Annotated in this window: 25 protein-coding genes and 1 pseudogene; 11 read left to right on the forward strand and 15 right to left on the reverse strand. The window is 70.6% G+C overall.

Annotated elements, in window-relative coordinates:
* Positions 1-103: 103 nt before the first annotated feature.
* On the reverse strand, positions 104-865 hold the full coding sequence (locus ABT078_RS34810) for a DeoR/GlpR family DNA-binding transcription regulator (protein WP_351235006.1): 762 nt from the start codon (positions 863-865) through the stop codon (positions 104-106).
* Between the two features lie 329 nt (positions 866-1,194).
* On the opposite strand from ABT078_RS34810, the gene ABT078_RS34815 reads away from it, so the two are divergent.
* Together ABT078_RS34815 and ABT078_RS34820 are read left to right on the forward strand one after the other, a co-directional pair.
* On the forward strand, positions 1,195-1,839 hold the full coding sequence (locus ABT078_RS34815) for an ArsR/SmtB family transcription factor (RefSeq protein WP_351235008.1): 645 nt from the start codon (positions 1,195-1,197) through the stop codon (positions 1,837-1,839).
* A gap of 58 nt (positions 1,840-1,897) precedes the next feature.
* A complete protein-coding gene (locus tag ABT078_RS34820) occupies positions 1,898-2,629 on the forward strand; it encodes an SRPBCC family protein (protein WP_351235010.1) in 732 nt (243 codons plus the stop codon).
* Positions 2,630-2,737: 108 nt separating this feature from the next.
* On the opposite strand, the gene ABT078_RS34825 is transcribed toward ABT078_RS34820, so the two are convergent.
* On the reverse strand, positions 2,738-3,268 hold the full coding sequence (locus ABT078_RS34825) for an AMIN-like domain-containing (lipo)protein (protein ID WP_351235012.1): 531 nt from the start codon (positions 3,266-3,268) through the stop codon (positions 2,738-2,740).
* A gap of 138 nt (positions 3,269-3,406) precedes the next feature.
* On the opposite strand from ABT078_RS34825, the gene ABT078_RS34830 reads away from it, so the two are divergent.
* The gene (locus ABT078_RS34830; protein ID WP_351235014.1) at positions 3,407-4,069 is read left to right on the forward strand and encodes a DUF6629 family protein; all 663 of its coding nucleotides are present in this window, start codon (positions 3,407-3,409) and stop codon (positions 4,067-4,069) included.
* A 53-nt stretch (positions 4,070-4,122) separates the two neighbouring features.
* Here the strand turns inward: ABT078_RS34830 and ABT078_RS34835 are convergent, their stop codons facing one another.
* The 3 genes from ABT078_RS34835 to ABT078_RS34845 are packed head-to-tail and all read right to left on the reverse strand — an operon-like array spanning position 4,123 to position 6,603.
* Positions 4,123-4,956: an amino acid ABC transporter ATP-binding protein gene (locus ABT078_RS34835; RefSeq protein ID WP_351235016.1), complete on the reverse strand. Its 834-nt coding sequence runs from the start codon at positions 4,954-4,956 to the stop codon at positions 4,123-4,125.
* 7 nt (positions 4,957-4,963) lie between these two features.
* Positions 4,964-5,764, reverse strand: coding sequence for an amino acid ABC transporter permease (locus ABT078_RS34840; RefSeq protein WP_351235018.1), 801 nt, complete (start codon positions 5,762-5,764; stop codon positions 4,964-4,966).
* Entirely contained in the window at positions 5,761-6,603 is an 843-nt protein-coding gene (locus ABT078_RS34845) for a transporter substrate-binding domain-containing protein (RefSeq protein ID WP_351235020.1), read from the reverse strand. The genes ABT078_RS34840 and ABT078_RS34845 overlap by 4 nt, the downstream gene beginning before the upstream one ends.
* Positions 6,604-6,751: 148 nt before the next feature.
* Here ABT078_RS34845 and ABT078_RS34850 point away from each other — a divergent pair, with 148 nt between their 5' ends.
* Positions 6,752-6,919 carry a hypothetical protein gene (locus tag ABT078_RS34850; RefSeq protein WP_351235022.1) on the forward strand — a complete coding sequence of 56 codons (168 nt, stop codon included), beginning with the start codon at positions 6,752-6,754 and terminating at the stop codon, positions 6,917-6,919.
* A gap of 340 nt (positions 6,920-7,259) precedes the next feature.
* Here the strand turns inward: ABT078_RS34850 and ABT078_RS34855 are convergent, their stop codons facing one another.
* The 3 genes from ABT078_RS34855 to ABT078_RS34865 form a co-directional block, all read right to left on the reverse strand.
* Entirely contained in the window at positions 7,260-8,738 is a 1,479-nt protein-coding gene (locus ABT078_RS34855) for a glutamate-cysteine ligase family protein (protein WP_351235024.1), read from the reverse strand.
* Positions 8,739-8,940: 202 nt separating this feature from the next.
* Positions 8,941-9,525 carry a putative glycolipid-binding domain-containing protein gene (locus ABT078_RS34860; RefSeq protein ID WP_351235026.1) on the reverse strand — a complete coding sequence of 195 codons (585 nt, stop codon included), beginning with the start codon at positions 9,523-9,525 and terminating at the stop codon, positions 8,941-8,943.
* A 53-nt stretch (positions 9,526-9,578) separates the two neighbouring features.
* Positions 9,579-10,217: a histidine phosphatase family protein gene (locus tag ABT078_RS34865; protein ID WP_351235028.1), complete on the reverse strand. Its 639-nt coding sequence runs from the start codon at positions 10,215-10,217 to the stop codon at positions 9,579-9,581.
* Positions 10,218-10,606: 389 nt separating this feature from the next.
* Between ABT078_RS34865 and ABT078_RS34870 the strand changes: the two genes are divergently transcribed.
* Together ABT078_RS34870 and ABT078_RS34875 are read left to right on the forward strand one after the other, a co-directional pair.
* The gene (locus ABT078_RS34870; RefSeq protein ID WP_351235031.1) at positions 10,607-11,047 is read left to right on the forward strand and encodes a hypothetical protein; all 441 of its coding nucleotides are present in this window, start codon (positions 10,607-10,609) and stop codon (positions 11,045-11,047) included.
* 107 nt (positions 11,048-11,154) lie between these two features.
* Positions 11,155-11,523, forward strand: coding sequence for a VOC family protein (locus ABT078_RS34875; RefSeq protein ID WP_351235033.1), 369 nt, complete (start codon positions 11,155-11,157; stop codon positions 11,521-11,523).
* Between the two features lie 8 nt (positions 11,524-11,531).
* On the opposite strand, the gene ABT078_RS34880 is transcribed toward ABT078_RS34875, so the two are convergent.
* Both ABT078_RS34880 and ABT078_RS34890 read right to left on the reverse strand, forming a co-directional pair.
* The gene (locus ABT078_RS34880; protein ID WP_351235036.1) at positions 11,532-13,094 is read right to left on the reverse strand and encodes a glutamate synthase subunit beta; all 1,563 of its coding nucleotides are present in this window, start codon (positions 13,092-13,094) and stop codon (positions 11,532-11,534) included.
* A 722-nt stretch (positions 13,095-13,816) separates the two neighbouring features.
* Positions 13,817-14,224 (reverse strand): RidA family protein, encoded by a 408-nt coding sequence (locus tag ABT078_RS34890; RefSeq protein ID WP_351235038.1) that lies wholly within the window; start codon positions 14,222-14,224, stop codon positions 13,817-13,819.
* A 109-nt stretch (positions 14,225-14,333) separates the two neighbouring features.
* Between ABT078_RS34890 and ABT078_RS34895 the strand changes: the two genes are divergently transcribed.
* On the forward strand, positions 14,334-14,714 hold the full coding sequence (locus tag ABT078_RS34895) for a winged helix-turn-helix transcriptional regulator (protein WP_351235040.1): 381 nt from the start codon (positions 14,334-14,336) through the stop codon (positions 14,712-14,714).
* Positions 14,715-14,911: 197 nt separating this feature from the next.
* On the opposite strand, the gene ABT078_RS34900 is transcribed toward ABT078_RS34895, so the two are convergent.
* Positions 14,912-15,496 carry a GNAT family N-acetyltransferase gene (locus tag ABT078_RS34900; protein ID WP_351235042.1) on the reverse strand — a complete coding sequence of 195 codons (585 nt, stop codon included), beginning with the start codon at positions 15,494-15,496 and terminating at the stop codon, positions 14,912-14,914.
* A 333-nt stretch (positions 15,497-15,829) separates the two neighbouring features.
* On the opposite strand from ABT078_RS34900, the gene ABT078_RS34905 reads away from it, so the two are divergent.
* Both ABT078_RS34905 and ABT078_RS34910 read left to right on the forward strand, forming a co-directional pair.
* Entirely contained in the window at positions 15,830-16,219 is a 390-nt protein-coding gene (locus ABT078_RS34905) for a hypothetical protein (RefSeq protein ID WP_351235044.1), read from the forward strand.
* A gap of 159 nt (positions 16,220-16,378) precedes the next feature.
* Positions 16,379-17,323: an aldo/keto reductase gene (locus tag ABT078_RS34910; RefSeq protein WP_351235046.1), complete on the forward strand. Its 945-nt coding sequence runs from the start codon at positions 16,379-16,381 to the stop codon at positions 17,321-17,323.
* A gap of 131 nt (positions 17,324-17,454) precedes the next feature.
* On the opposite strand, the gene ABT078_RS34915 is transcribed toward ABT078_RS34910, so the two are convergent.
* From ABT078_RS34915 to ABT078_RS34925, 3 genes are all read right to left on the reverse strand, one after another.
* On the reverse strand, positions 17,455-17,862 hold the full coding sequence (locus ABT078_RS34915; RefSeq protein WP_351235048.1) for a VOC family protein: 408 nt from the start codon (positions 17,860-17,862) through the stop codon (positions 17,455-17,457).
* Positions 17,863-17,980: 118 nt separating this feature from the next.
* Entirely contained in the window at positions 17,981-18,862 is an 882-nt protein-coding gene (locus tag ABT078_RS34920; RefSeq protein ID WP_351235050.1) for a diacylglycerol/lipid kinase family protein, read from the reverse strand.
* A gap of 30 nt (positions 18,863-18,892) precedes the next feature.
* A complete protein-coding gene (locus ABT078_RS34925) occupies positions 18,893-20,497 on the reverse strand; it encodes an FAD-binding oxidoreductase (RefSeq protein ID WP_351235052.1) in 1,605 nt (534 codons plus the stop codon).
* 74 nt (positions 20,498-20,571) lie between these two features.
* On the opposite strand from ABT078_RS34925, the gene ABT078_RS34930 reads away from it, so the two are divergent.
* Entirely contained in the window at positions 20,572-21,171 is a 600-nt protein-coding gene (locus ABT078_RS34930) for a TetR/AcrR family transcriptional regulator (protein ID WP_351235055.1), read from the forward strand.
* Positions 21,168-22,745 (forward strand): glycerol-3-phosphate dehydrogenase/oxidase, encoded by a 1,578-nt coding sequence (locus ABT078_RS34935; RefSeq protein ID WP_351235058.1) that lies wholly within the window; start codon positions 21,168-21,170, stop codon positions 22,743-22,745. Before ABT078_RS34930 ends, ABT078_RS34935 begins: the two co-directional genes overlap by 4 nt.
* 37 nt (positions 22,746-22,782) lie before the next feature.
* Here the strand turns inward: ABT078_RS34935 and ABT078_RS34940 are convergent.
* Positions 22,783-23,052 (reverse strand): annotated as a pseudogene (locus ABT078_RS34940) (GNAT family N-acetyltransferase); the annotation flags it as partial.
* Between the last annotated feature and the right edge of the window lie 74 nt (positions 23,053-23,126).

The raw sequence follows: 23,126 nt of genomic DNA on the forward strand, positions 1-23,126 counted from the left end.
TCGGGCATGCCGCAGGCATGCCGGTCGTGCGTCGGAACGGCCGTGTGGCCCGTACGGCCGTCGGTCGGGTCCGCCGGGGGAGCGGACCGTGGGAACGAGTGGCTCAGACGCGGATGACCTGCGGGCCGAGCAGCGAGTAGCGCTGCGCCTCTGCCGCGGGCAGCCCGGTGTCGGTGATGATCGCCTCGAAGTCGCCGACGTCGGCGAACCTGCAGAAGCTGACCGCCCCGAACTTGGTGTGGATCCCGAGGAACACCCGTCTCCGGGCGCTGCGCATCGCCTGCGCCTTCACCTCACCGACCGCGGGGTCGGGCGTCGTCAGGCCGTGCTCCCGGGAGATGCCGTTCGCGCCCACGAAGGCGAGATCGATGACGAAGCCCGCCAGCATGCGCGTGGCCCAGTGGTCGACGGTCGCCATCGTGCCGCCGCGCACCCGGCCGCCGAGCAGCAGGACCGACGTCTGCTCAGTGCCGGCCAGCCCCGACGCCACCGCGAGGGAGGCGGTCACCACCGTCAGCGGTCGGTCGCGCGGCAGCGCCTCGGCCACCAGCTGCGGTGTGAAGCCCTCGTCGACGAAGACCGTCTCCGCGTCACCCACCGACTCGGCGGCCGCGGCAGCGATCCGCGCCTTCTGCGGCACGTGCCGCGTCGTCCGGAAGGCCAGCGTGGTCTCGAACCCGGCGCTCTCCACCGGGTACGCCCCACCGTGCGTGCGCCGGACCAGACCGTGCTCCTCGAGCGCGTGCAGATCCCGGCGGATGGTCTCCTTGGCCACCCGGAAGCGACCTGCCAGCCCGTTGACCTCGACCGCCCCTTCCTCGCGGGCGGTCTCGAGAATGCCCCGGCGACGCTGCTCGGTGTCCACGGCACACTTCCTTGCTGCTCACTGACGATGCTGCTCTGCGCCCGTTCGGGCTCATGCGTCGTTTGTACAAGCAGCTCACCGGTCTGACCAGGCTCTTCGCTGCACGTGCTGCGCCCGTTCGTATCCGTTTCGCAGCAGGCGTATTCCCAGGTGACTCCGCTGTCCGCACGGTGCGGCAGGCAATGCGCTGCCCGATTGGTGTGACCCGTCGCCCGAACGGTGCCCGCTCTCCTCATCCCGCCTGCCGGGCGGCGCACCCCGGGGGCACCCGCCGCACCGACAATCAAATGGGTCTGGACAAAAATATTTGTCGGTGAGAGGGTGGAGCCATGTTGGACGTGACCGTGATCGAGGACCCGTCGGCGGCAGCGGTGTCACTGGACCCGATGCGGGCCCGGCTGCTCGCCGAGCTGGCCTCAGGACCCGCGTCGGCGGCCATGCTGGCCGCCCGCGTCGGGCTGCCCCGGCAGAAGGTGAACTACCACCTGAAGGCCCTGGAGCGGCACGGCCTGGTCGAGCTGGCCGGCGAGCGTCGCAAGGGCAATGTCACCGAGCGGCTCATACGGGCCACCGCCTCCTCGTACGTGATCTCACCACTGGCCCTGGCCGCCGTGCAGCCCGACCCCGGCCGCTTCCGCGACCAGCTCTCGGCACGCTGGCTGCTCGCCGTCGCCGCGCGCCTCGTGCGCGACGTCGGCACGCTCATCACCGGCGCCGCGAAGGCCCGCAAGGGCCTCGCGACGTACGCACTCGACGGCGAGGTGCGCTTCGCGTCCGCCGCCGCCCGCGCCGCGTTCGTGGAGGAGCTGACGCGCGGAGTCAGCGCGCTCATCGCCAAGTACCACGACGAGGATGCGGAAGGCGGCCGTGAGCACCGCGTCGTCGTCGCGCTCCACCCCACCGTCAAGCCCGTCCCGCAAGCCTCCGAGACCCCGGCGATCCCGCAGGCCCCGGAGACCCCCGAGACGCCGTGAGTCCCTCAAGTCCCGTAACCCCGCCTGCGCGCCCGGGCGCGCCCAAGGAGTCACCACCATGTCCAAGGAATTCGAGATCGTTCGCGAGTTCGACGTCGACGCAAGCCCCGAGGAGGTCTGGGAAGCCATCACGACCGGCACCGGCGGCTGGCTCTGGCCCCTCGAGTACGAGCCGAAGGAAGGCGGCGCAGCCCCTTATGGCGGCACCGTCACCGCCTGGGACCCGCCGCACCGCCTGACCGGCCGTACGGAGAACGTCGAAGGCATCTCCCAGCAGACCTTCAACCAGCTCGACCACGTCATCGAGCCCCGCGAGGGCGGCGGCTGCCGGGTGCGCTACGTGCACAGCGGGATCCTCGTCGAGGACTGGGACAACCAGTACGACGGCGCCACCAAGCACACAGACTTCTATCTGCACACCCTGCGCCAGTACCTCACGCACTTCACCGGCCGCCCCGCCGTGTTCGCGTCCGCCGACGCCCCTGCCGCGTCCGTCGCCCCCGACGCGCTCGACGCCGTGAGCCGCGCCCTCGGTGTGCCGGACGACGCGGCGGAAGGGGCGACGGTACGGGTCGACCTGCCCGGCGCCGGCCCGGTCGACGCGGTTGTCGACTACCGCAACCGGTACTTCGTCGGCCTGCGCACCGACGACGCGATGTACCGGCTCTTCGGCCGCAACCACTTCGGCGCCCCGGTCGGTGTCAGCGTCCACGACTTCGCCCCCGGCGCCGACGCCGACACGACCGAGGCCGCCTGGCGCACGCGGCTGGACGCGGTGTTCGCCCAGTGACAGCCGTGCGGGGTCGCAGCTCTCGACGAGCGGCTGCGACCCCGCGGACGGCCTCCTCGGTGCCGGGCACGGACACGGCCCACTGGTCCGGGCCTCAGGCGTCGGCCGTCAGACGCCGCACCCCACCGCGCTGGGCCGGACGTCGACCACGATCCGCTCCGGCGCGTGCAGCCTCAGGATCTTGTAGGCCGGCTTGGTGTCGAAGGCCGCTCCGAACGTGACCGCGGCCTCGTAGTCGCCCGTCAGGGCCAGCCCTTTGAGCGTGGGCAGCCAGACCTTGGTCAGACGTGGCCCGTTGTAGACGGACTTGCCGGCGTCGTCGTGGGCGGCGGCGGGAGAGAGCTTGATCTCCAGGAAGTACTTCCCGGCGAGCGGGACCTTCTGCCCCGAGCCGTCGTACCGGAGTACCTTCACCGGCGTCACGGTGACCGGCGGCAGCGTGCCGCGGACATCGATGACGATCCGGTCGAAGGAGCCATGTCCGCCCCAGCGGGCGTTCGTGACGAGAGGGATGGCGGGGGCAGCGGACTGCGGCGGAGCGGACTGCGGCGGAGCCGCTGAAGCCGGAACCGTCGCGCCGATCCCGGCGGTGAGAAGAACACCCGCGGCAAGAGCCGCGAGCCGTGGACGGTTGAGCATGGCGTCCCCCCATTCCTTCCGATATGGGGACAGTGGTGTCACTCAGGTAGACACCGGAAGAAACCCTATGGTTGCCGAACGGTTGCCGAAAACCAGCAAAATACCGCTCGTTCTCCCTCCCTGACCCTGGATGGCGCCATGTGCTGGAGCGCGACGGCCGACCTCGTGGCGGGCACCGCCATCACCGCGGTCGGCGTGGCGCACGTGCGCCGCCTGCACGATCTGCCGCTCGCGGCCCTGCCCTTGCTCCTGGGCGCCCATCAGATCATCGAGTCCGCGGTCTGGAACTCCGGCGGCGGTACCGGACCGGCCACCCTCGCCTGGACCGTCATCGCCCTGCCGCTGCTGCCGCTCTGGGTGCCTGCCGGCGTACTCCTCGCCGCGCCGGCCGGCGCCAGGCTCCGGCAGGCGGCGCCGCTCGCCGCGGGACTCGCCACGGCCGGCGTCCTCGCGTACTGCCTGGCGACCAGCCCCGTCACGGCCGAAGTCCGCGGCCACACCCTGGGCTACGTCATCGGCCTGCCGTCCCCGCCCGTCCTCGTGGCGGGCTACCTCCTGGCCACGGTCGGCTCGCTCCTCCTGGCATCCGACCGCGTCCTGCGGGTGCTCGGCGCCGTCGTCGCGGGCGGCGCCGCCCTGTGCGCGATGCTGTGGCAGCTGGAGTTCATCTCCACCTGGTGCGCATTCGCCGCGGTGGCGTCCGTCGTGCTCCTCGCCTGGATCCGGGGACGCCGGGGCAGCCGGGACAGCGGGCGAGAGGGGCCGCTGCACCCCGAGTCACGGGCCCGGGGCGAGGCCTGAGCCCTGCTCAGGACTGCCCAGGCCCCCGCCCCTACTTCCCCAGGCCCCCGCCCCTACTTCCCCAGGCCCTCGCCCTGACCGGATCCCGCGCCCGGTTCCTCCGCGGCCGCCGGGTCGAGGATCCGCATGAGGAAGTTCCGCGTCCGCTCGTGCTGCGGATCGCCCACCACCTGCTCTGCGGGCCCCTCTTCGACGATCACCCCGCCGTCCATGAACACCACCCGGTCGGCGACCTCCCGGGCGAAACTCATCTCATGGGTGACGACCATCATCGTCATGCCCTCCGCGGCCAGCACCCGCATCACGGCCAGCACGTCGCCGACCAGCTCCGGGTCGAGCGCCGAGGTCGGCTCGTCGAACAGCATCACCTCGGGATCCATCACCAGCGCCCGTGCGATGGCGACGCGCTGCTGCTGCCCGCCCGACAACTGCGCCGGATACGCGTCGGCCTTGTCGGCCAGCCCGACCCGTTCCAGGTTCTCCCGGGCCACCGCCGCCGCCCGCGCCTTGTCCCGCTTCAGGACGCGCCGCTGCGGCAGCGTGAGGTTCTCGGTCACCGTCACATGCGGGAAGAGGTTGAACTGCTGGAAGACCATGCCGATCCGGCGGCGCACGGCATCGATGTCGACGTCGAGATCGGTGACCTCCGTACCGCCCACGAACACCTGGCCCTTGGAGGGCTCCTCCAGCAGATTCACGCACCGCAGCAGCGTCGACTTGCCCGAACCGGACGGTCCGATGACACACACCACCTCGCCCCGGGCGATGTCCAGGTCGATGCCGCGCAGCACCTCGTTGTCGCCGAACGACTTGTGCAGGCCCCGGATCCGGATCTCCGGACCGCCGTCGTCACCCACGTCTCCCACCGCCTCCGTGCTCCGCGCCATCACGCCCTCACCTCGCCTTCTCCGTGCGGGCTTCCAGCCGGCGTACGACGAAACTCAGCGGAATCGTCACCAGTAGGTAGCACAGCCCGGCGACCAGGATCGGCGTGGAGTTCGCGGTCTGACTGGCCAGGTCCCGGCCGAACTTGGTCAGTTCCCGCTCGTTCAGCGTGACACCGAGGAACAGCACCAGCGACGAGTCCTTGAAAAGCAGCACCAGTTCGTTGGTCAGCGGCGGAATGACGATCCGGAACGCCTGCGGAATGATCAGCGACACCATGGCGCGCGCATGCGAGAAGCCCAGCGAGCGCGCCGCCTCCATCTGCCCCTTCGGCACGGCCTGGATCCCGGCCCTGATGGTCTCCGCCATGTACGCGGCGGCCACCAGGCCCAGACCGAGCGCCACCTTCCCGTACACCCCGCCGGGAATCTCCGTCCCCGGGAACGCCAGCGGCACCGCCACACCCACGAAGATGAGGATCAGCAGGGCGGGCAGACCGCGGAAGAGCTCGATGTAGACACTCGCGACCCAGCGGTAGGGCGCCACCGACGACAGTCGCATCAGAGCGACGACCAGCCCGAGCACCAGGCCGAAGAGGAACCCGGAGACCGTGTAGATCACCGTGTTGCGCAGGGCGATCGTGATGATCTCCGGGAACATCTGGATCGCGAGATCCTTCTGCGCGAACTGGTTCTGCAGCCGGTCCCAGTCGGCCAGCACGGCGACCGTGACCACCACGGCGACGAAGACCGCGTACTGGATGCCCTGCGAGACGCGGCGGCGCTGCCGCCTGGTCAGCCGAGAGGTCACGACCGGCCCTGGGGCAGCGGACCGATCCACTGCTCGTACAGCTTGTTGTAGGTGCCGTCCGCCTTGGCGTCCGTGATCGCCTTGTCGATCGCCGCCAGCAGCTTCGCGTTCCCCTTCTTCACGGTGAAGCCGTACTGCTCACCCGTCTCGATGTTCTCGACGAGGGCGAACGGGTCGGCGTTGGCCTTGTCCTTCAGCCAGCCCTGCACCACGGGGTAGTCGATCACGACGGCATCGACCTGACCGGTCCGCAGTCCGTTCAGCACGGCATCCGAGCTCTCGAACGCCACCGGGTCGAAGCCCTGGGACTTCGCGTAGCTCTCGCCGGTCGTCTCCGCCTGCGCGCCGAGCTTCGCGTTCTTCGCCTTGACGTCGGCGAGCGAGGTCACACCGCTCTTCTTGGTCGCGAGCAGCGCCTGCGTGGCATCGAAGTACGGGACAGAGAAGTCGACGTTCTTCTTGCGCTCGTCGGTGATCGTCATGCCTGCGGCGCCGAGGTCGCACTCGCCGGAGTTCAGGAAGGCACCGGTCTTGAAGTTCTCGAACGGCGTGTCGAGGATCTTCTGCTCGACCTTGAGATTCTTGGCCACCAGATCGATCAGCGCCACGTCGAACCCGACGACCTTGCCGTCCTGCTCGAACTGGAACGGCGGATAGGGCAGATGTGTGCAGGTGGTGAGCTTGCCCTTCTCCACGACGGGTACCCCGCCCGCCGCCTCCCCGGGCCCGTCGTCACCGGAGGAGCAGCCCACCGCGAGCAGCAGCCCGGCCACCGCGGCGCCGGCCGTGGTGAAGGTACGGATGCGTCGGCCACGCCGGCCGCCGGATGTCCTGAACATGGTTGACCTCCATCGGCGCTGGGCGGCGGCACGCGGACGGACCGCTGGGCCATGATCGTATGCCACCGGACGGGCGACGTCGCGGCTCTTCGCAGGTTGTCCGGTAAGGGCGTTCCCGGCACCCGCAAAGGCTCTGCATCCTCTGCCCATGAGTGACCCGCATTGCTCGAAATGCTGCCCGGTCGAACCCGAGGCCCCCGCGGCTCCCGAAACCCTGTCGACGGGGGCCATCGTGGCCGGACTCGTCATGGCCATGGTCGTCGTCGGCGGCTGGCTCGCAGTGATCTGGATGGGCACGTCCCTGTTCCCCGGCTGAGCCGGCTCCGCTATCGCCGTACGAGTGACCGGCGCCGGCGCGGCATGTACGGAGCAGGTCATCCGCCGCGAGCCCCCGGTCTGCCCACCGTGGCCGCTCGGAACTGGACGGCGATCTCGACGCACCGAGCCGGGACGAGGGCTCGCCGAGGCGAAACGGCGGCGCGCACGGTGCCTCTTCGCGACAAGACCTACTCCGTGCGCTGCGTCGTCACGCACACGATCGAGGAGTGCCCGGCACAACGGCCATGCCGACCTGCTCCGCGAGCACATCGACGGATCCGCGGCCTCGTCGTGTCAGCCGCTGCCCGGCGGGCCGCCCGCCGGGCCGCTGTCGGCGGTCAGTCGACGGGCCATGTGTGTGCCGGGGCGTTGAGATGCATGTAGTCGATGTACTGCCGCGTCATCCGCCGCAGCGCCTCATGGTTGTCGACATGGGCCGTGTCGGCGATGTGATGGAACATCTCCGCCTGCCACAGCGCACCGTTGCGGCCGGTCACGCACCGCTGCTCGATGACGCCCAGCAGCGGCTCCCGCCAGGCCGCGTCCATGCCGGACAGCTCAAGACCCCGGTGCGCCAGCGGCAGCAGCCGCCGCAGGACGAGCTCGGCCACCGGCACCTCGCCCATCCCGGGCCAGTACAGGCGCGCGTCGATGCCGTGCCGTGCCGCAGCGTGGAGGTTGTCCTCCGCCACCGAGAACGACATCCGCGACCACACCGGCCGGTCCTCCTCGACCAGGGCCCGTGTCAGCCCGTAGTAGAGGGCGCCGTTCGCCAGCACGTCGGACACCGTCGGGCCGGCGGGCAGGACCCGGTTCTCGATGCGCAGGTGCGGCCTGCCGTGGGCGACCGCGTACACCGGGCGGTTCCAGCGGTAGACCGTGCCGTTGTGCAGCGTGAGTTCGGCGAGCTGGGGGATGTCGCCACCGTCCAGCGTGTCCAGCGGGTCCTCCTCGTCGCACAGCGGCAGCAGCGCCGGGAAGTAGCGCACGTTCTCCTCGAAGAGGTCGAAGACGCTGGTGATCCACCGTTCCCCGAACCACACCCGTGGACGCACGCCCTGCACCTTGATCTCCTCGGGCCGGGTGTCGGTGGCCTGCTCGAACAGGGGGATCCGCGTCTCACGCCACAGCTCCTTGCCGAACAGGAACGGAGAATTTGCCGCCAGCGCCACCTGCACGCCCGCGATCGCCTGGGCCGCGTTCCAGTAGTCCGCGAACTCCTCGGGTGCCACCTGGAGATGGAACTGCGTGCTGGTGCACGCGGCCTCGGGCGTGATGGTGTCCGAGTACGTCCTCAGCCGGTCGACCCCGTCCACCGCGATCCTCAGGTCCTCACCCCTGGCGGCGAACACCTGCTCGTTCAGGAGGTGGTACCGCGGGTTCTCCGACAGCGCCGCCTCGCCCACGTCCTGCTGCCGCAGCGTCGGCAGTATCCCGATCATCACCAGGTGTGCCCCGACCGCGGCAGCCCGCTCATCGGCGTGGTTGAGCGCGTCCCTGATCTCCTTCTCCCAGGAGTCGGGCCCGCCGGCCGTCAGCTGCCGCGGAGGTACGTTGATCTCGAGGTTGAACCGTCCCAGCTCACTGGCCCAGGCCGGATCCGCGATCGCCTCGAGCACCTCGGTGCTCCGCATCGTCGGCTCCGCGGCCCCGTCCACGAGGTTCAGCTCGATCTCGAGCCCGACCTGCGGCCGATCGGACTCGAAGCCTTCCCCCCGCAGCATCTGCGCGAACGCGTCGAGGCACCGCTGCACCTTGGCCCGGTAGCGGCGGCGGTCTTCTCGGGTGAACACCAGCGCAGGGACATCTCGACCCATCGGCCCTCCCGCAGCCTCCTCGGCGGCACCCTCAGCCTCCAGCGTCCCACTCACCGGCCGCCCGGACCAGCCGGTAGGACGCCGGTGCCACGACCTCGATCGGCGCCGGTCACGCCGGGCCCTCGGGCCCGGCGTGACCGAGGGTCCCGGGACCTCGCAGTGGCGGTCCGGTCACCGACCGCGACGCCGCCGGCGTCGGAGCTCACCCGACACGGACAGCGATCCCCGGGTAGTCGACCGGCAGCCCGGGCTCGTCGTGGCCCAGCCGGCACCCGAAGGTGAAGGCAGGGGCCGAGTAGTCGTAGCACTCGCGCGAGCCGTCGTCGCTCCGGCGCACATAGGTCTGGTCCAGCCGCTCCACGCCGAGCCCGAGCGCACGCACGTACGACGCCGGCGCCTCCGCCCGCGCGCCGACGGGCAGCTCCATGCGGCGCACGGGCAGCGCGTTGGTCATGGCCGAGGACTCCAGATCCACATCGAGGCAGCCGTCGAGCCATGGCGCCCGCGCGCCGTCGACCAGCCAGTGCCCTTCGCCGCCGGCTTCGAGCAGGGTCGTCCGGGCCCCGGCCGACGACCTGCCGCGGACGTGGGCGGTCCGGGTCCTCCCGGCGGCATCGAGCCGGATGCGGTACTCGACGGCGAAGGCTTCCCCGCTCTCGACCGCGGTCGTGTACCCCTCGACGAGTCGGCCGTCGGCATCCGGGGCGTGGAAGAACGCGACCTCGAAGCCCGACCGGGCATCGCGGTGCTGCCAGGCGGCGGTTGCCGGCAGGAGTGTGAAGCGCACGACCCCCACTCTCTCCGCTCCGGCACGTTCCGGCGAGCGGTGGGTCGCAGCCCTCACAGGCGGAGCTCGGGCGGAAAGCCCGTCCAGCGGAGCTCGGAGGGCAGGTGGCCCATGTCGTTGCAGAAGAGCACGGCTGCGGGCCGGCCCGGTGCGTACCGGATGACGGTCAGGGCGGCGTTTGCGTGGTTGAGACCCATCCAGCGCCACTTCGGGGCGTCGAGGGCGGCCCGTACGAGCCAGCCGATGAGGAAGTTGTGGGTGACGACCAGTTCGTGGCGCGGCTCATCACCGTCGACCGGCCCCGTGAACCGGGCGAGGGCCTCGTGCGCCAACTGCGGGCCGCGTTCGCGCTCTTCGGCCGGGAACTGGCTCAGGCGACCGAGCATCCCGTCGGCTGACTCCGCCGGCAGTTCGTCGCGCTGCGGCAGATAGGGGACGTAGTCACCGGCCTGCTCCGACGACAGCAGGGGAACGCCGTCGAGTTGCTCGCAGATCAGCCGGGCGGTCTGTTCCGCCCTGGGGAGCGGACCGTGATGGATCGCCGCGAGGGGGCTGCCCGCCGCGCAGTGGTCACGAAGCCGCTCACCGAGGAGCACGGCCTGCCGACGCCCGTTCTCCGTCAGTGTGCTTTCGTCCGGTGACGCCTCACCGTGTCGCGCGAGGTAGAGGTAGCGGGGAGCTGTTGCGGTCATCTTCGCGGTCCTCCGTCGGCGTTCACGATCTTGCCTACGACGGGACGGACGCGGGTGTCCCTCACGCGGTTCCGCCACGAGCGGGCCGTGGCGCTCGCGGTTGGCGTGGCAGAGGCGGCACAGCCGGCCCTGGGCCCGATCAGTTCCGGTTCACGCCCGAGTTCAAGCTGACCTTCCTGCTGCCGGTCCGCCCTGGCCGTCTCCTCGGACACGGCCGTGTCGCCGATCGCGATGGCGACCTGGCACACCTCGCCGCCGACCTCACCACGACCTCGGCACCCGCGTCGCCACGGCCACCGCGACCGCCCGCGTGATCAGGCTCGCCGACGCCCGGAGCGCGGTCTGAGGGAGGCGCCGGTGCGGGCCCGAGCCGATGGGACCATGCGGGGATGGGAAACCTGTACCAGTACTTCAGCGCACCGGACGACGCCTCGGCCCTGACGGCCTTCGAGGCGGGGCCGAAGGGTGCCGGCTTCCAGCCGCTCGACGTCAACGGGATGGACCCTTACCTGCTGGTGGGGGCTGCCGAAGCGCTGCTCGTCGACAGGAGCTTCGAGGAGGTGGCCGCCCAGCCTCGTTTCAACAGTCTCCTCAGCGATCCCGAGGCCGACGGCACCTGGGTCGTCACCCTGACGGACCAGCTCCGTGACGCTCTGGCCGAAGCCTCGGCCGAGCGGCTCGCCGAGGTCGCCGTGCCCTGGTCCCTGACCGAGGAGTTCGACGGCTCGGCCGACCCCGGGATGCCGGCCGACTTCCTCGAACGACTCGCAGCCGTCGCGCGACCGGCGCGGTCGCAGAGCCACGGCCTCTACTGCTGGATGTCTCTTTGATCCACGGGGACACGAGCGGGCCGGCCGGTGCCGCATCGGGCAGGGATCGCGCTGCCGTTGGGGGTGGGCCGCTCTCGTTCGTCCCTCGAGTCCGCCGGAATCGGGGCATGCTGCGCATCGGATCCGTCGTACTGGGTGTCTCGGACGTGCCGCGAGCGGCCGCGTTCTGGATGGAGGCCCTCGGGTACGTGCCGCGCGACGACGCGGAGGACGACTGGGTGGTGCTGGTGCCTGCTGAAGGGAGCGGGCCCCAGCTGTCGCTCGGCCTGAGCGAGACGCCGGTCCAGGAGCGTCCGCGGGTCCATCTGAACCTGTACGCGGGGGACGCGGCCGACCAGGCAGCCGAGGTCGAGCGGCTGGTGTCCCTGGGTGCCGGGCGCGTCGACTGGGACCACTGTCCGGACGACGCCGACTTCATCGTGCTCGCCGATCCCGACGGCAACCGCTTCTGTGTGATCGACACCGGTCGCGGGTGACGGATGCGTCACGCCACGAGGGGCCGGTCCGTCGGGGTGATGGGGGCGGGGAGGGCGGTGGAGCCGGTCAGATAGCGGTCCGTGGCCGCCGCGGCGGCGCGGCCCTCCGCTATGGCCCACACCACGAGGGACTGGCCGCGTCCCGCGTCGCCCGCGATGAACACACCGTCCGTCCGGGGACGCCCCGTCCGCCGAGCCTGAGGTGCCGCTTCCGTCGCCTCCGTCGCGTAGGCGGCCTCCGGCGCGTCCGCTTGCGCCGCTTCGGCCGCGAAGGCACCGTCCCGCGCGAAGTTCCCCCGGCCGTCCAGCGTGAGCCCGAGCTGCTCCATCAGACCGCTGCCCCGTTCGGGACCGGAGAAGCCGAGCGCGACCAGGACCAGCTCCGCCGGGATCATCTGCTCCGTGCCAGGCCGGGGCTTCCTGGCCGTGGGCTCCACCTCCGTCAGGTGCAGCTCGCGCACGCGTCCGGCCTCGTCCCCTTCGAAGCGGAGCGTGGCGGAGGAGAAGAGCCTCGGATCCGTCCCCTCCCGTCCCCGGGCCTCCTCATGGGCGTGGGAGATCCGGTAGACCTTCGGATGCGTGACGGGCCAGGGCTGGGTGTCCGGCCGGTCGTCACCGGGCTCCGGGTTGATGTCCAGCTGCACCACGGAGGCCGCGCCCTGGCGCAGTGCGGTGCCCAGACAGTCCGAGGCGGTGTCCCCGCCTCCGATGATCACCACGTGCTTGCCTTCGGCGGTCACCGGCGGTGCGGCGTAGTCGCCCTCCCTGACGCGGTTCGCGAGGGTCAGGTAGTCCATGGCCTGATGGATCCCGGACAGCTCCCGCCCCGGAACGGGCAGCTCCCGCCGCTCCATGGCCCCGACGGCGACGACGACCGCGTCGTAACGCCTCCTGACCTCGGCCGCGTCGAGCTCGCCCCCGACGTCCGCACCCGTGCGGAACTTCGTGCCCTCCGCCCGCATCTGCTCGATGCGGCGGTCCAGATACTGCTTCTCCATCTTGAACTCGGGGATCCCGTAGCGCAGCAGCCCGCCGATGCGGTCGGCACGCTCGTAGACGGCGACGGTGTGGCCGACACGCGTCAGCTGTTGCGCGGCCGCCAGTCCCGCAGGCCCCGAGCCGATGACGGCGACGGTCTTCCCACTGAGCCGACCCGGCGGCTGCGGTGGCGTGTACCCGCGCTCCCACGCCTCGTCGGCGATCGCCTGCTCGACGTTCTTGATCGTCACCGGATCGGCGTTGATGGCCAGCACACAGGCGTCCTCGCACGGAGCCGGGCACAGCCGGCCGGTGAACTCGGGGAAGTTGTTCGTCGCGTGCAGCCGCTCGGAGGCGGCCCGCCAGTCGTCGTGCGCGGCGTACACGTTCCACTCCGGGATCAGATTCCCCAGCGGACACCCGCTGTGACAGAACGGGATGCCGCAGTCCATACAACGCCCAGCCTGCTCCGACACGAGGGGAAGCAGCGCCTGCCCGGCGTACACCTCGTGCCAGTCGTCGAGCCGTTCCTCGACGGGACGCGCCGGAACGGGCCGGCGGGGGATCCTGAGGAAGCCGTACGGGTTGGTCATGCGCCGCCTCCATCACCCACTCGCGGTGCATTACGGCGTTCTGATCAGCGTACGCCTGGTTTGTGCCGCTTTCATTGGCCGGTCCGGTCGGCGGCACGTACCGCGGCGGCCCATGACGGAGACCTTCACGTGCGGCAACCTCTGAGTTGTCTCAAGAAGGCTCGACCCGGGCCGGGCGCCGTGATCCACTGCGGCTCGAGAGCACGGCGACGCGAGGGGAGGGGCGGGCGTCGATGAGGGCACAGCTGTTCGTGGCGGGTGCTGTGACGGTGCTGGTGGGCCTGGGAACCAGCGCATCCGGAGCCACGTCGGTGGGTGACGCACTGGCCGGCCGGGAACGGGCTGCCGACGGCCGAGTCGGGAGTACGAACGCAGCACCGCGCACGCGGAGGACCTCATCAAGATCGCAATGATCCGGCTGACGGCAGCCTGCCTCACCGGACACACCCGCCGACGCACCATCCGGAGGTTGCGCCGGACCCCGGCGAGGCGGGTCGGAACCACGTACGGGAGCGTGACGCTTCCGCGAACGCTTCCCCCGAACAGCTTCGGGCAGCAGATTCACCCTCACGGCCTTCGTCGTGGTCACGTGCACCTTGGTCGGCGCACATGACCAGACGAAGGCTGCCTCGACGTCCGACGCATGCCCAGGTCGGCAAACCGGTTCGAGACACCGTCCGACGCCCGAGGTCAAGAGCGAGTTCAGGGCGAAGAACACCTGTTCAGTCGATGATCGCGGTGGCTTCGACCTCGACCAGATGGTCGGGTACGTCCAGTGCTGCCACGCCCAGCAGCGTGCCCGGCGGTACCGGGGTGACCCCCAGCTTCGCGGCCGCCCGGGTGACCCCCTCCAGGAACAGGGGCATCTTGTCGGGGGTCCAGTCGACGACGTAGACGGTCAGTTTCGCCACGTCGTCGAAGGAACCGCCGACCTCGGCCAGGGCGGTGCCGATGTTGAGGTAGCACTGCTCGACCTGAGCGGCGAGGTCGCCTTCGCCGACCGTGACCCCATCGGCATCCCAGGCGACCTGCCCGGCGATGAAGACCAGCTTCGAGCCGGTCGCGATCGCCACCTGCCGGTAGGCGTCGATCTCCGGCAATCCATTGGGGTTCACCAGAGTGATGGCCATGCCGCCTGCCTCCATTGCTAGGAGAGTCGCTCTCTTGTGGTTACTCGGAAACCGTAGGAGAGTGCCCGCTGACATGGAAGAACGCACTTTTCGGTGACTGGGGAACCTGATGGTGACCAAGCAGTTCAGCGGCTCGCCCGAGGATGCGGACCTGACGCGTGCGGATTCTTTGGCGCGGGAGATCTTCTCGGACGTCGCCAACAAGTGGGCGCTCCTGATCATCGAGTCCCTCGGTGAACGCACCCTGCGCTTCCGCGAGTTGCGGAACGAGATCGAGGGCGTCAGCCACAAGATGCTCACCCAGAACCTGCGCATGCTGGAGCGCAACGGCCTGGTCGAGCGGACGGTGCACCCCGTCGTGCCGCCGCGGGGCGAGTGCACCCTCACCGAGCCGGGACAAGGCCTGCGAAAGACGGTCGACGGACTGTGCGACTGGACCCATCGGTACCTCGGTCACATCGAGGCCTCCCGCCACCGCTTCGACGCCTGACGGGGAGCACGCGCACGCGAAGCCACCGGCCGGGCTTCACTCGGGCGGCTTGTCGGGCCCGTATGGGCGCGAAAGCGGAGATCGAGCGGGTGCGGGCGAAGCTGACGAGGACGTACGACCGTCCGCACGTCTTTGTGAGCCCCGCCCTCACGAGCCTTCACGGGGACGGGCACCAAGAGGAGACACCCGCATACCCCCTACTCAGCTCGCTCGTCAACCTGCTCAGCCGTTCTTGCCTGCCATTGTCCCGCGGTCATCCGCCAGACGACATCGATCCCGACTTCGCCAGGAGCGACGGGCCCCTCAGGTGGTCGCGTGCGTTCGACCTCAGTGAAGCCCAAACGGAGGGCCACAGCTCCGCTGGCGGGATTGGCGGCATCGTGATGGATCTCCACGCGGTCGATGCCCGCCAACTGGAAGCCTTGGCTGACAAGAGCTGCCGCGGCCATCGTGGCGAGGCCCCGGCCGGTCCAATGCGGGTGAAGCCAGTAACCGATGTCGAGGCCGCCGTCACCGATGCGGCGATAGAGGCCACAGCTGCCGATCACCACAGCATCTGACGTGATGGCATAGCCGAAGGCTTGCCTGGTCGCCCACTCTTCCTGGTTCCGGGCGAGGAAATCGGAGGTTTGCTGCCTCTCGTGGTCGGCTGCCCAGGGCATCCACGGCACCAGATGGTCCACAGACTCGTAGATCGCGCGATCCAAGGCGTCGAGATCGCTCATGCGCCACCGGCGCAGTTCAACCTGGTCAGAACTGAGAATCTCGGCAGGCTCTTCCATGCACCGGATGCTCTCGCGGCCCAGCTGAGGCAGACAACGCATTATCAGCTGACCAATGCCCGACAGGTGCGGCCAGGAGTGCCTTCATTTCTCGTGAACATCTGCGCAGGCCCGGACCCACCATCGCCTCCCAAACCGGTGAACACACACGCTGCTGCTGAAAGTGAACGAACCCGTGGCGTCGACGACGCCCGGCGGCGGGGGTGCGAGCGAAGGAGCCGGCCGTCGGGCGAGCTTCGGTCGTTTCGGCCACGCAGCCTGCTTCCACCAAGTACGGTCTACGCGCACGCACGGCTCGTTCAATGAGGGATTTTCTACGAGCAAGGGGGAAGCATGCGCATCCGGTCCCGCACCATCAGGGTTCTGGCCGCGGCCACATTGGTGGCTGGTGCCCTGACCGCCGCAACCAGCGCGACGGCGACCGCAGCAGCCACATCGTGCTACGGCAGCGCCAGGACCATCAGCGCCACGGATCCCAACGGCCGGTGGCCCGTGACCGGCTACGCCTACGCCACGTCCAACTGCAACGACATCAACGTCAAGTCCACCAAACAGGACATGGTGCAAACCTGCTTTCTGCCCTCGAGCGGCGGCACCTCGTGCAACGGCTTACGCCCGATCTATGCCAACACCTGGGCACTGGCGGCCACCGACGTCAAGGACGGCACCAAGTTCTATCTGGTCTTCGGTAGCGGCAACGGCAAAGGGCTCGTCGCCTACTGACCCGATTCAGACGGTCGTCATGCAGGGCTCCGGCACAAATGATGTGCCGGAGCCCGTCCGTTGGGGTGCAGCTACGGTGGTTCTGCTGGGCTGTGGGAGGTCGGCGACCAGCTCGCTTTCCGGTGCCGGCTGAGTCTCACCGGAGACGGAGCGGCCATCGTGGACGTGGGTGACTCGCAGATCCTCTTCGACCCTGCCGACTTTGCAGAAACGGCGCTCGTCCCCCAGCCGGTCGACGATCTCCCCAGCCGCTCAGCGGTTGTCGAAATCCAAGGCGACGATGACCCGACTGGTTGGTTCCAGGGCGCCATTGTCGAAAGCGAAGAGCTCCTCGGCCGCTGGATCCGCAGCCGCGACATCGGCGACGACATCACCGTGGCCACCAAACTCGGCGCCCGCCCGAACGCCCCCACCAGCGGATTCAGTCGCGATGTCGAGGGCCTTTCGGCCAAGGCGATCCGCGAGTCCGCCGAGCGCAGCCGCGAGCGGCTCGGTGTCGAGCGCATCCACCTCCTGTACGCGCACATCATGGACGAGCGGACACCGCTGGAGGAGACCGTCGAGGCCTTCGGCGAAGTCGTCAACGACGGCATCGCCGGGCTGCTCGGCGCGAGCAACCACTGGGCGTGGCGCATCGAGCGCGCCCGGGCCCTGGCCGCAGCGGCAGGCCTGCCCGGCTACGAGGTTCTGCAGCACCACCACAGCTACCTGCGCCAACGCGCCGATCTCCCGAGCCTGCGCTCGCCCGACGGCAACCAGGGCCTGGTGAGCGCCGATCTGCTGAGCTACGTACGGGCCAACCCGTCACTCGCCCAGGTCGCCTACTCCCCGCTGCTCTCCGGTGCCTACGTGCGAGACGACAAGCCACTGGGCCCGGGTTTCGAGCACGCGGGGACGCCCGCCCGCCTGGAGGCCGTCCGGGAGGTGGCCGAGGAGACCGGCGCGACCGTCAACCAGGTGGTCCTGTCGTGGCTGATGGGCGGCGACATCCCGGTCCTCCCGCTCGTCGGCGCCTCCTCGGTCGCGCAGCTGGAGGAGAGCCTGGCCGCGGTGGACCTCGAACTGACCGCGGAGCAGCGGACGACGCTCGACTCCGCGATGTGAACCGAAGGCCGGTGGGCCGCAGCGGCGACGACCGACTCAGGAACGTTCCGGAGCCGGTCGTCGCCGTTTCGGCACCCTTGGCGGATCCACCGCCGGTCGCCGTGCGACCGTCCGGGCTCGCACTCGGACGATCAGCTGTTCACCGCTGCTTCGGCGGCCGCGCGTTCCGCCGCGCTGACCTCGATGCAGAATTCGTTCCCGGCCGGATCCGCGAGGACCACCCACCCCCTGCCGTTGGGCTTGCGCCGGTCGTCGACGACGGTCGCGCCGAGCGCTGCCACTCGTTCGACCTCTTCGTCCCGGGGCCGGTCCGGCTGGAGATCGAGGTGTACGCGGTTCTTGAGCGTCTTCTTCTCGGGTACGCGCAAGAACAGCAGGCTCGGGTGACCGGCGGGTACGTCCAACGCCACCTCGTCGTCGCCCGGTTCGTCCTGCGGATGAACCGGATGACCGAGGACCCGGCTCCAGAACTCGGCCAGTTCGTACGGCTCGTGCGGCTCTGCACAGTCGAAGGTGATGTGCCGGACGATGGAAGTCACGGGGTCTCCTTGTGCGCTCGTCCTGTCAACTGTCCGGCGCGGTACGGGTTCGATTCCTTACGGGGATGAAGAAGCCCCCTTCGGGTGTTCGCGTGCTCGGGTGGGCACGGCTGTCCGGTCAGCAGAGGACGCGGAGAGCACCGGGCTGCACCCGCGCGGTGACGGGCAGCGCGGCGTCGACCTCGCCGTCCGCGCCGTAGGGGATGGCCCGGTCGGCCTCGATGCGGATCTCCTTGCCGTGCAGGATCTCCACCTCGGGGCGCTGCAGGTGCGCACCCGTCTTGAGCTCGTTCATCATGGCGAAGAACAGCCGCTTCGGCGCGTGCTGGATGACGACGACGTCGAGCAGTCCGTCGTCGAGGCGGGCACCGGGGGCGATGTTGCGGCCGAAGCCGTAGAAGCCGGAGTTGGCCGCCACCACCGTGTATCCGCGTCGCTCGTGCTCCACCCCGTCCACCGTGATGCGGTATTCCGCGGGCCGCCAGCCCACCACGGCCCGCAGGCCGCCCGCGTAGTAGGAGGCGGCGCCGCGCAGCAGCTTCGAGGTGTTGGCGTGCCGGTTGGCCACGGCGTCGACACCCGCGTAGACGCTGCCCAGGACGGACACTCCGGCGTGCACCGCGGATTCGACCTGGATGGTGTCGACCGGCCGCGGCGTGCCGTTCAGCAGCAGATCCGCCAGAGCCGACGGGTCGGCGGGAAGCCCCAGCGCCCGGGCGAAGTCGTTGCCCCGGCCCGCCGGGACGAGGCCGAAGACGGTGTCCGTGCCGCTGAGGGCCCCGCCGACACAGCCGGCTATGCCGTCCCCGCCGACGGCGAGCACGACGTGCCCCTGCTCGCCGGCCTGCCGCGCCACCTGGCGGGCGTGCTCCAGGCTGCGGCTGTACTGCGTGTCGAGCTGAGCCCCGGCCTCCCTCAGCAGCCGAGCCAGCGGAAGCAGGCCCGCCGTACCGCTGGACCCGCCTGCGGCGGGGTTGACGACCGCGGTGAACTGTCGCATGGAATGCGCCTCCGGAAGGCAGGGGGCCGGTCAGCGGACGGGGATGAGGACGCCGGGGTTGAGGATCCCGGCCGGGTCGAGTTCGGCCTTGACGGCCTGGAGGACACGGACCCCGACGGGGCCGATCTCCTGGGTGAACCATTCCCGGTGATCGGTCCCGACGCCGTGATGATGACTGATGGTCCCGCCGGCCGCCAGGATCGCGTCATTGGCGGCTCGCTTGACCGGCGCCCAATGGGCCACCGGTTCCTCGCCCTGGGCCGAGACGACCGTGAAATACAGCGACGCGCCGTTCTCGTACACATGGGAGATGTGGCACATGACCAGGGGCGGGGTGCCCGCCTCGGTCAGCGTCGACGTGAGCGCCTGACGCACGGCGTCGTACAGGCCGGGAAGCGCGGACCAGAAGGCGGCGGTCTCCAGCGTCTCCGCGAACGCACCGGCATCCAGCAGCGCATCACGCAGATACGGCGCGTTGTAGCGGCCGTGGGCCCAGCGCTCGCCCGGCTCCTCGCCGACGAACTCGCCGCCGCAAGCCAGCAGCACTTCCCGGGCGCGGGCGCGCCGGTCCGAGGTGTCCTCGGCGGTGCCCTCGTATCCGGCGATCGCCATGCAGCCGGCCGCCTGAGGGGCGGCGTCGGTGCTTCCGATCCTGTCCGGCTGCGCCAGACCGATGAAGGTCTCCGTCTCGTCCGACAGTCGCAGCACGGTGGGCAGCGGGCCGTCCTGGGCGAGCTTGCGCAGAGCCGCCGCTCCCGCCTCGAAGGAGGCGAAGCGCCAGCCCTCGTAGATCCGGGTCTTCGGTAGCGGCCGCACCCGTACGGTCACCGACGTGATCACCCCGAGCGCACCCTCGGAGCCGAGGATCAGCTGGCGCAGATCGGGACCCGCCGCCGAACGCGGCGCCCGGCCGATCTCCAGCGTGCCCTCGGGCGTCGCGACGCCGAGACCGAGGACCATGTCGTCGAAGCGGCCGTAGCCCGCCGACGCCTGGCCGCTGGAGCGGGCCGCGGCGAAGCCGCCGATGGAGGCCCACTCGTACGACTGCGGGAAGTGGCCCAGGGTGAAGCCCCGCTCGTTGAGCAGGGCCTCGGCCCGCGGCGCACGCAGTCCGGGCTGGAGGGTGGCGGTGCGCGAGACCTCGTCGAGCGCGATCAGGGCGTCCAGGCGGCGCAGGTCCAGGGCGATGAAGTGGCCGTGGCGGGGCGCCTCGGGGGTGAGGCCGCCGACGACGGAAGTTCCGCCGCCGAAGGGCACGGCGGCCAGACCGTGCTCCGCGCAGGCCCGCAGGACGGCGAGCACCTCGTCGTGGCTGCCGGGGAGCACGACGGCCGCCGGGATGTCGTCGACCTCCCCGGCGCGGATGCGCAGCAGGTCGGGCGTGGACTTGCCGCGGGTGTGCCGGATGCGGGTCTCGCCGTCGATGCGCACGTGCACGCGGTCGCCGACGCAGTCCACGAGGGCCTTCCACGTGTCGTCGGCGAGCGGGGACTCGGGGACGGCGATGCCGTCGAGAGAGGCCGGACCGGACTCGAGCGGTGTGACGCCGAGCAGGTCGCGCAGCAGGCCGATCACCGTGTCGGGCAGCGGGGCCGCCTTGGCCGGGTCTCCCCAGCCGCTCCACAACATGTCCACGTGGGTTGTCCTTCACCGTCGGTTTTCCTGGGCGCCGTGGCCGGGCGGCCTGCCCTGGCATTACACTGTGACAGATGACGCCCATTCGTCACAACCACTCGGACACAGACGCCGTGCTCGACGCGGCGCGCGACTGCGTCCTCGCCGTCGGCGTACGCCGGACCACCCTCACCGACGTGGCCCGGCGCGCCGGCGTGTCCCGGATGACGCTCTACCGCCGCTGGCCCGACGTACGGACCCTGGTCGGCGACCTCATGACCCGGGAGTGGGTCGGGCTCGCCGTGAGCGCCATGCCCGCCCCCGAGCCGGCCGCCCCGGCCCGGACCCGCCTCGTCGACGGACTGGTCGCCGGAGTTGCCGCCTTCCGCTCCCACCCGCTCTTCCACAAGATCCTCGACGTCGACCCCGAACTGCTCCTGCCGTACGTGCTCGACCGCCGCGGCGCCAGCCAGGACGCCCTGCTAGGCCTCATCACCGGCGCCCTGGCGGAGGGTCACGCCGACGCATCCGTCCGCATCGCCCACCCCGACCTCCAGGCCCGCTCCCTGCTGCTCGTCGTGCAGTCGTTCACGCTCTCGCTGCGCACGATGACGGACGAGGCCGCCCCCGAGCTCACCGACGCGGCCTTCCTGGAAGAGCTGCGGACCCTTCTCGAGAGGACCCTCACGCCATGAGCCGCCCGAGCAGCCCCTCGCCCGCACCCCCTCCCACCGCGTCGTCACTGAACGCGGCACGCCGCACCCGCGAGATCGCCCAACTCGCCGACGGCACCCAGGTCGACGTCCTCGTCGTCGGCCTCGGCGCGACCGGGGCCGGAGCCGCCCTCGACGCCGCCTCCCGCGGCCTGAGCGTCGCTGCGATCGACGCTCACGACCTCGCCTTCGGCACCTCCCGCTGGAGCTCCAAGCTCATCCACGGCGGCCTGCGCTACCTCGCCACCGGCCAGCTCGACGTCGCCCACGAAAGCGCCGTCGAACGCGGCATCCTCATGCAACGCACCGCCCCCCATCTGGTGCACGCCCAGCCGTTCGTCCTGCCCCTCACCCCGCTGGTCTCCCGCGCCCAGGCCGCACTCGCCTGGGCGGGCTTCCGAGCCGGCGACCTGCTGCGCGCCTCCGCCCGCACCTCCCGCGCCACCCTGCCCGCGCCCCGCACCCTGTCCACCGTGGAGACCCGGCATCTCGCCCCCGCCCTGCGGCAGACCGGGCTGCGCGGCGGGCTGCTGTCCTTCGACGGCCAGCTCACCGACGACGCCCGCCTGGTCACTGCCATTGCCCGCACCGCCGCCGCTCACGACGCGCGCATCCTCACCCGCGTCCGCGCACTCGCCCTGAACGGCTCCGGCGCCAGTGTGCGCGACGAACTCACCGGCGAGGAGTTCGACATACGGGCGACCAGCGTCATCAACGCGACCGGCGTCTGGGCGGGCGGCCTCGTCGACGACGTCCGGCTCCGCCCCTCCCGCGGCACGCACCTCGTACTGCGCTCGGAAGACCTCGGCAACCTCTCGGCCGGACTGCACATCCCGATCCCGGGGGAGTCCAACCGCTTCGTCCTCGTCCTGCCCCAGAGCGACGGGCGGGTGTACGTCGGACTGACCGACGAACCGGTCGACGGTGATGTCCCGGATGTGCCGGACGTACCCGAGAGCGACATCGGCTTCCTCCTCGACGTACTCGGCTCAGCCCTCGACGTCGACCTCACCCGCGACGACGTGGTCGGGGCCTTCGCCGGCCTGCGCCCCCTCCTGCACACCGCGTCCACGGCAGAGCCCGGCCGCACCGCCGACATCTCCCGCAAGCACGCCGTGCTGACCTCGCGCGACGGCGTCGTCACCGTCGTCGGCGGAAAACTCACCACCTACCGCCGCATGGCCCAGGACGCCGTCGACGCCGCCGTCACCGCCCGCGCCCTGACCGCGGCACCGTGCCGCACCGCCACCCTTCCCCTCGTCGGCGCCGCCCACCCGGGCACACTCGCCACCCTGGACGCACCGCGCCGTCTGATCGCCCGCTACGGCACCGAGGCCCCGGCCGTCCACGCCCTCGCCCGGACCGACCCGGCCCTGTCCCACCCGATCGTCCCCGGCCATCCCGTCACCGGAGCCGAACTCCTGTGGTCCGTACGCCACGAGGGAGCCCTCGACGAATCCGATCTCCTCGACCGCCGCACCCGCATCGGCCTGGTCCCCGACGAGCGCGAGGCGGCCCACTCGGCGGCCCGCGCAGCCCTCACCGGCGGTCGCTGACCGGACTGTGGGGTCCGGACGCGCCCCGGCCCGGCAGTCAGGAGGGGGTGTGAGCGTCGTGTCGTACGTGCAGGTGACCGTCTTCGGGAAGGGGCGGACGGGCGCGAAGGACCTGCTGGAAGGGATAACCGGCCTTCTCCGCGACGCGGCACGAGGCGGGATTGTCCATTTGGTGGAGCAGCTCGAGACGCACCAGACCTTCGGCGGCGAAAGCGCCGAAGGCCCACGCGTTGAGGGCTTCCAGCGCGCGAGGGGCCACGCCTCGTCCTCGGGCAGGGGCCGCGGTCCAGTAACCCACCTCTGCCGACGAGCGAACCGACGAGCGAACCGACGAGTGGGGCGGGGAGTGGATCACAGCGATGCGGAACTCTGCCCGGCGAC

The organism is Streptomyces sp. NPDC002133, from assembly GCF_040296405.1.
Classification (GTDB): domain Bacteria; phylum Actinomycetota; class Actinomycetes; order Streptomycetales; family Streptomycetaceae; genus Streptomyces.

Excerpts from the sequence above, each read along its gene's own strand:
- ABT078_RS34815 (WP_351235008.1), top strand. The coding sequence starts at position 1,195 with ATGTTGGACGTGACCGTGATCGAGGACCCGTCGGCGGCAGCGGTGTCA.
- ABT078_RS34820 (WP_351235010.1), top strand. The coding sequence starts at position 1,898 with ATGTCCAAGGAATTCGAGATCGTTCGCGAGTTCGACGTCGACGCAAGC.
- ABT078_RS34825 (WP_351235012.1), bottom strand. The coding sequence starts at position 3,268 with ATGCTCAACCGTCCACGGCTCGCGGCTCTTGCCGCGGGTGTTCTTCTC.
- ABT078_RS34830 (WP_351235014.1), top strand. The coding sequence starts at position 3,407 with ATGTGCTGGAGCGCGACGGCCGACCTCGTGGCGGGCACCGCCATCACC.
- ABT078_RS34835 (WP_351235016.1), bottom strand. The coding sequence starts at position 4,956 with ATGGCGCGGAGCACGGAGGCGGTGGGAGACGTGGGTGACGACGGCGGT.
- ABT078_RS34845 (WP_351235020.1), bottom strand. The coding sequence starts at position 6,603 with ATGTTCAGGACATCCGGCGGCCGGCGTGGCCGACGCATCCGTACCTTC.
- ABT078_RS34850 (WP_351235022.1), top strand. The coding sequence starts at position 6,752 with ATGAGTGACCCGCATTGCTCGAAATGCTGCCCGGTCGAACCCGAGGCC.
- ABT078_RS34855 (WP_351235024.1), bottom strand. The coding sequence starts at position 8,738 with ATGGGTCGAGATGTCCCTGCGCTGGTGTTCACCCGAGAAGACCGCCGC.
- ABT078_RS34865 (WP_351235028.1), bottom strand. The coding sequence starts at position 10,217 with ATGACCGCAACAGCTCCCCGCTACCTCTACCTCGCGCGACACGGTGAG.
- ABT078_RS34870 (WP_351235031.1), top strand. The coding sequence starts at position 10,607 with ATGGGAAACCTGTACCAGTACTTCAGCGCACCGGACGACGCCTCGGCC.
- ABT078_RS34875 (WP_351235033.1), top strand. The coding sequence starts at position 11,155 with ATGCTGCGCATCGGATCCGTCGTACTGGGTGTCTCGGACGTGCCGCGA.
- ABT078_RS34880 (WP_351235036.1), bottom strand. The coding sequence starts at position 13,094 with ATGACCAACCCGTACGGCTTCCTCAGGATCCCCCGCCGGCCCGTTCCG.
- ABT078_RS34890 (WP_351235038.1), bottom strand. The coding sequence starts at position 14,224 with ATGGCCATCACTCTGGTGAACCCCAATGGATTGCCGGAGATCGACGCC.
- ABT078_RS34895 (WP_351235040.1), top strand. The coding sequence starts at position 14,334 with ATGGTGACCAAGCAGTTCAGCGGCTCGCCCGAGGATGCGGACCTGACG.
- ABT078_RS34900 (WP_351235042.1), bottom strand. The coding sequence starts at position 15,496 with ATGGAAGAGCCTGCCGAGATTCTCAGTTCTGACCAGGTTGAACTGCGC.
- ABT078_RS34905 (WP_351235044.1), top strand. The coding sequence starts at position 15,830 with ATGCGCATCCGGTCCCGCACCATCAGGGTTCTGGCCGCGGCCACATTG.
- ABT078_RS34920 (WP_351235050.1), bottom strand. The coding sequence starts at position 18,862 with ATGCGACAGTTCACCGCGGTCGTCAACCCCGCCGCAGGCGGGTCCAGC.
- ABT078_RS34930 (WP_351235055.1), top strand. The coding sequence starts at position 20,572 with ATGACGCCCATTCGTCACAACCACTCGGACACAGACGCCGTGCTCGAC.
- ABT078_RS34935 (WP_351235058.1), top strand. The coding sequence starts at position 21,168 with ATGAGCCGCCCGAGCAGCCCCTCGCCCGCACCCCCTCCCACCGCGTCG.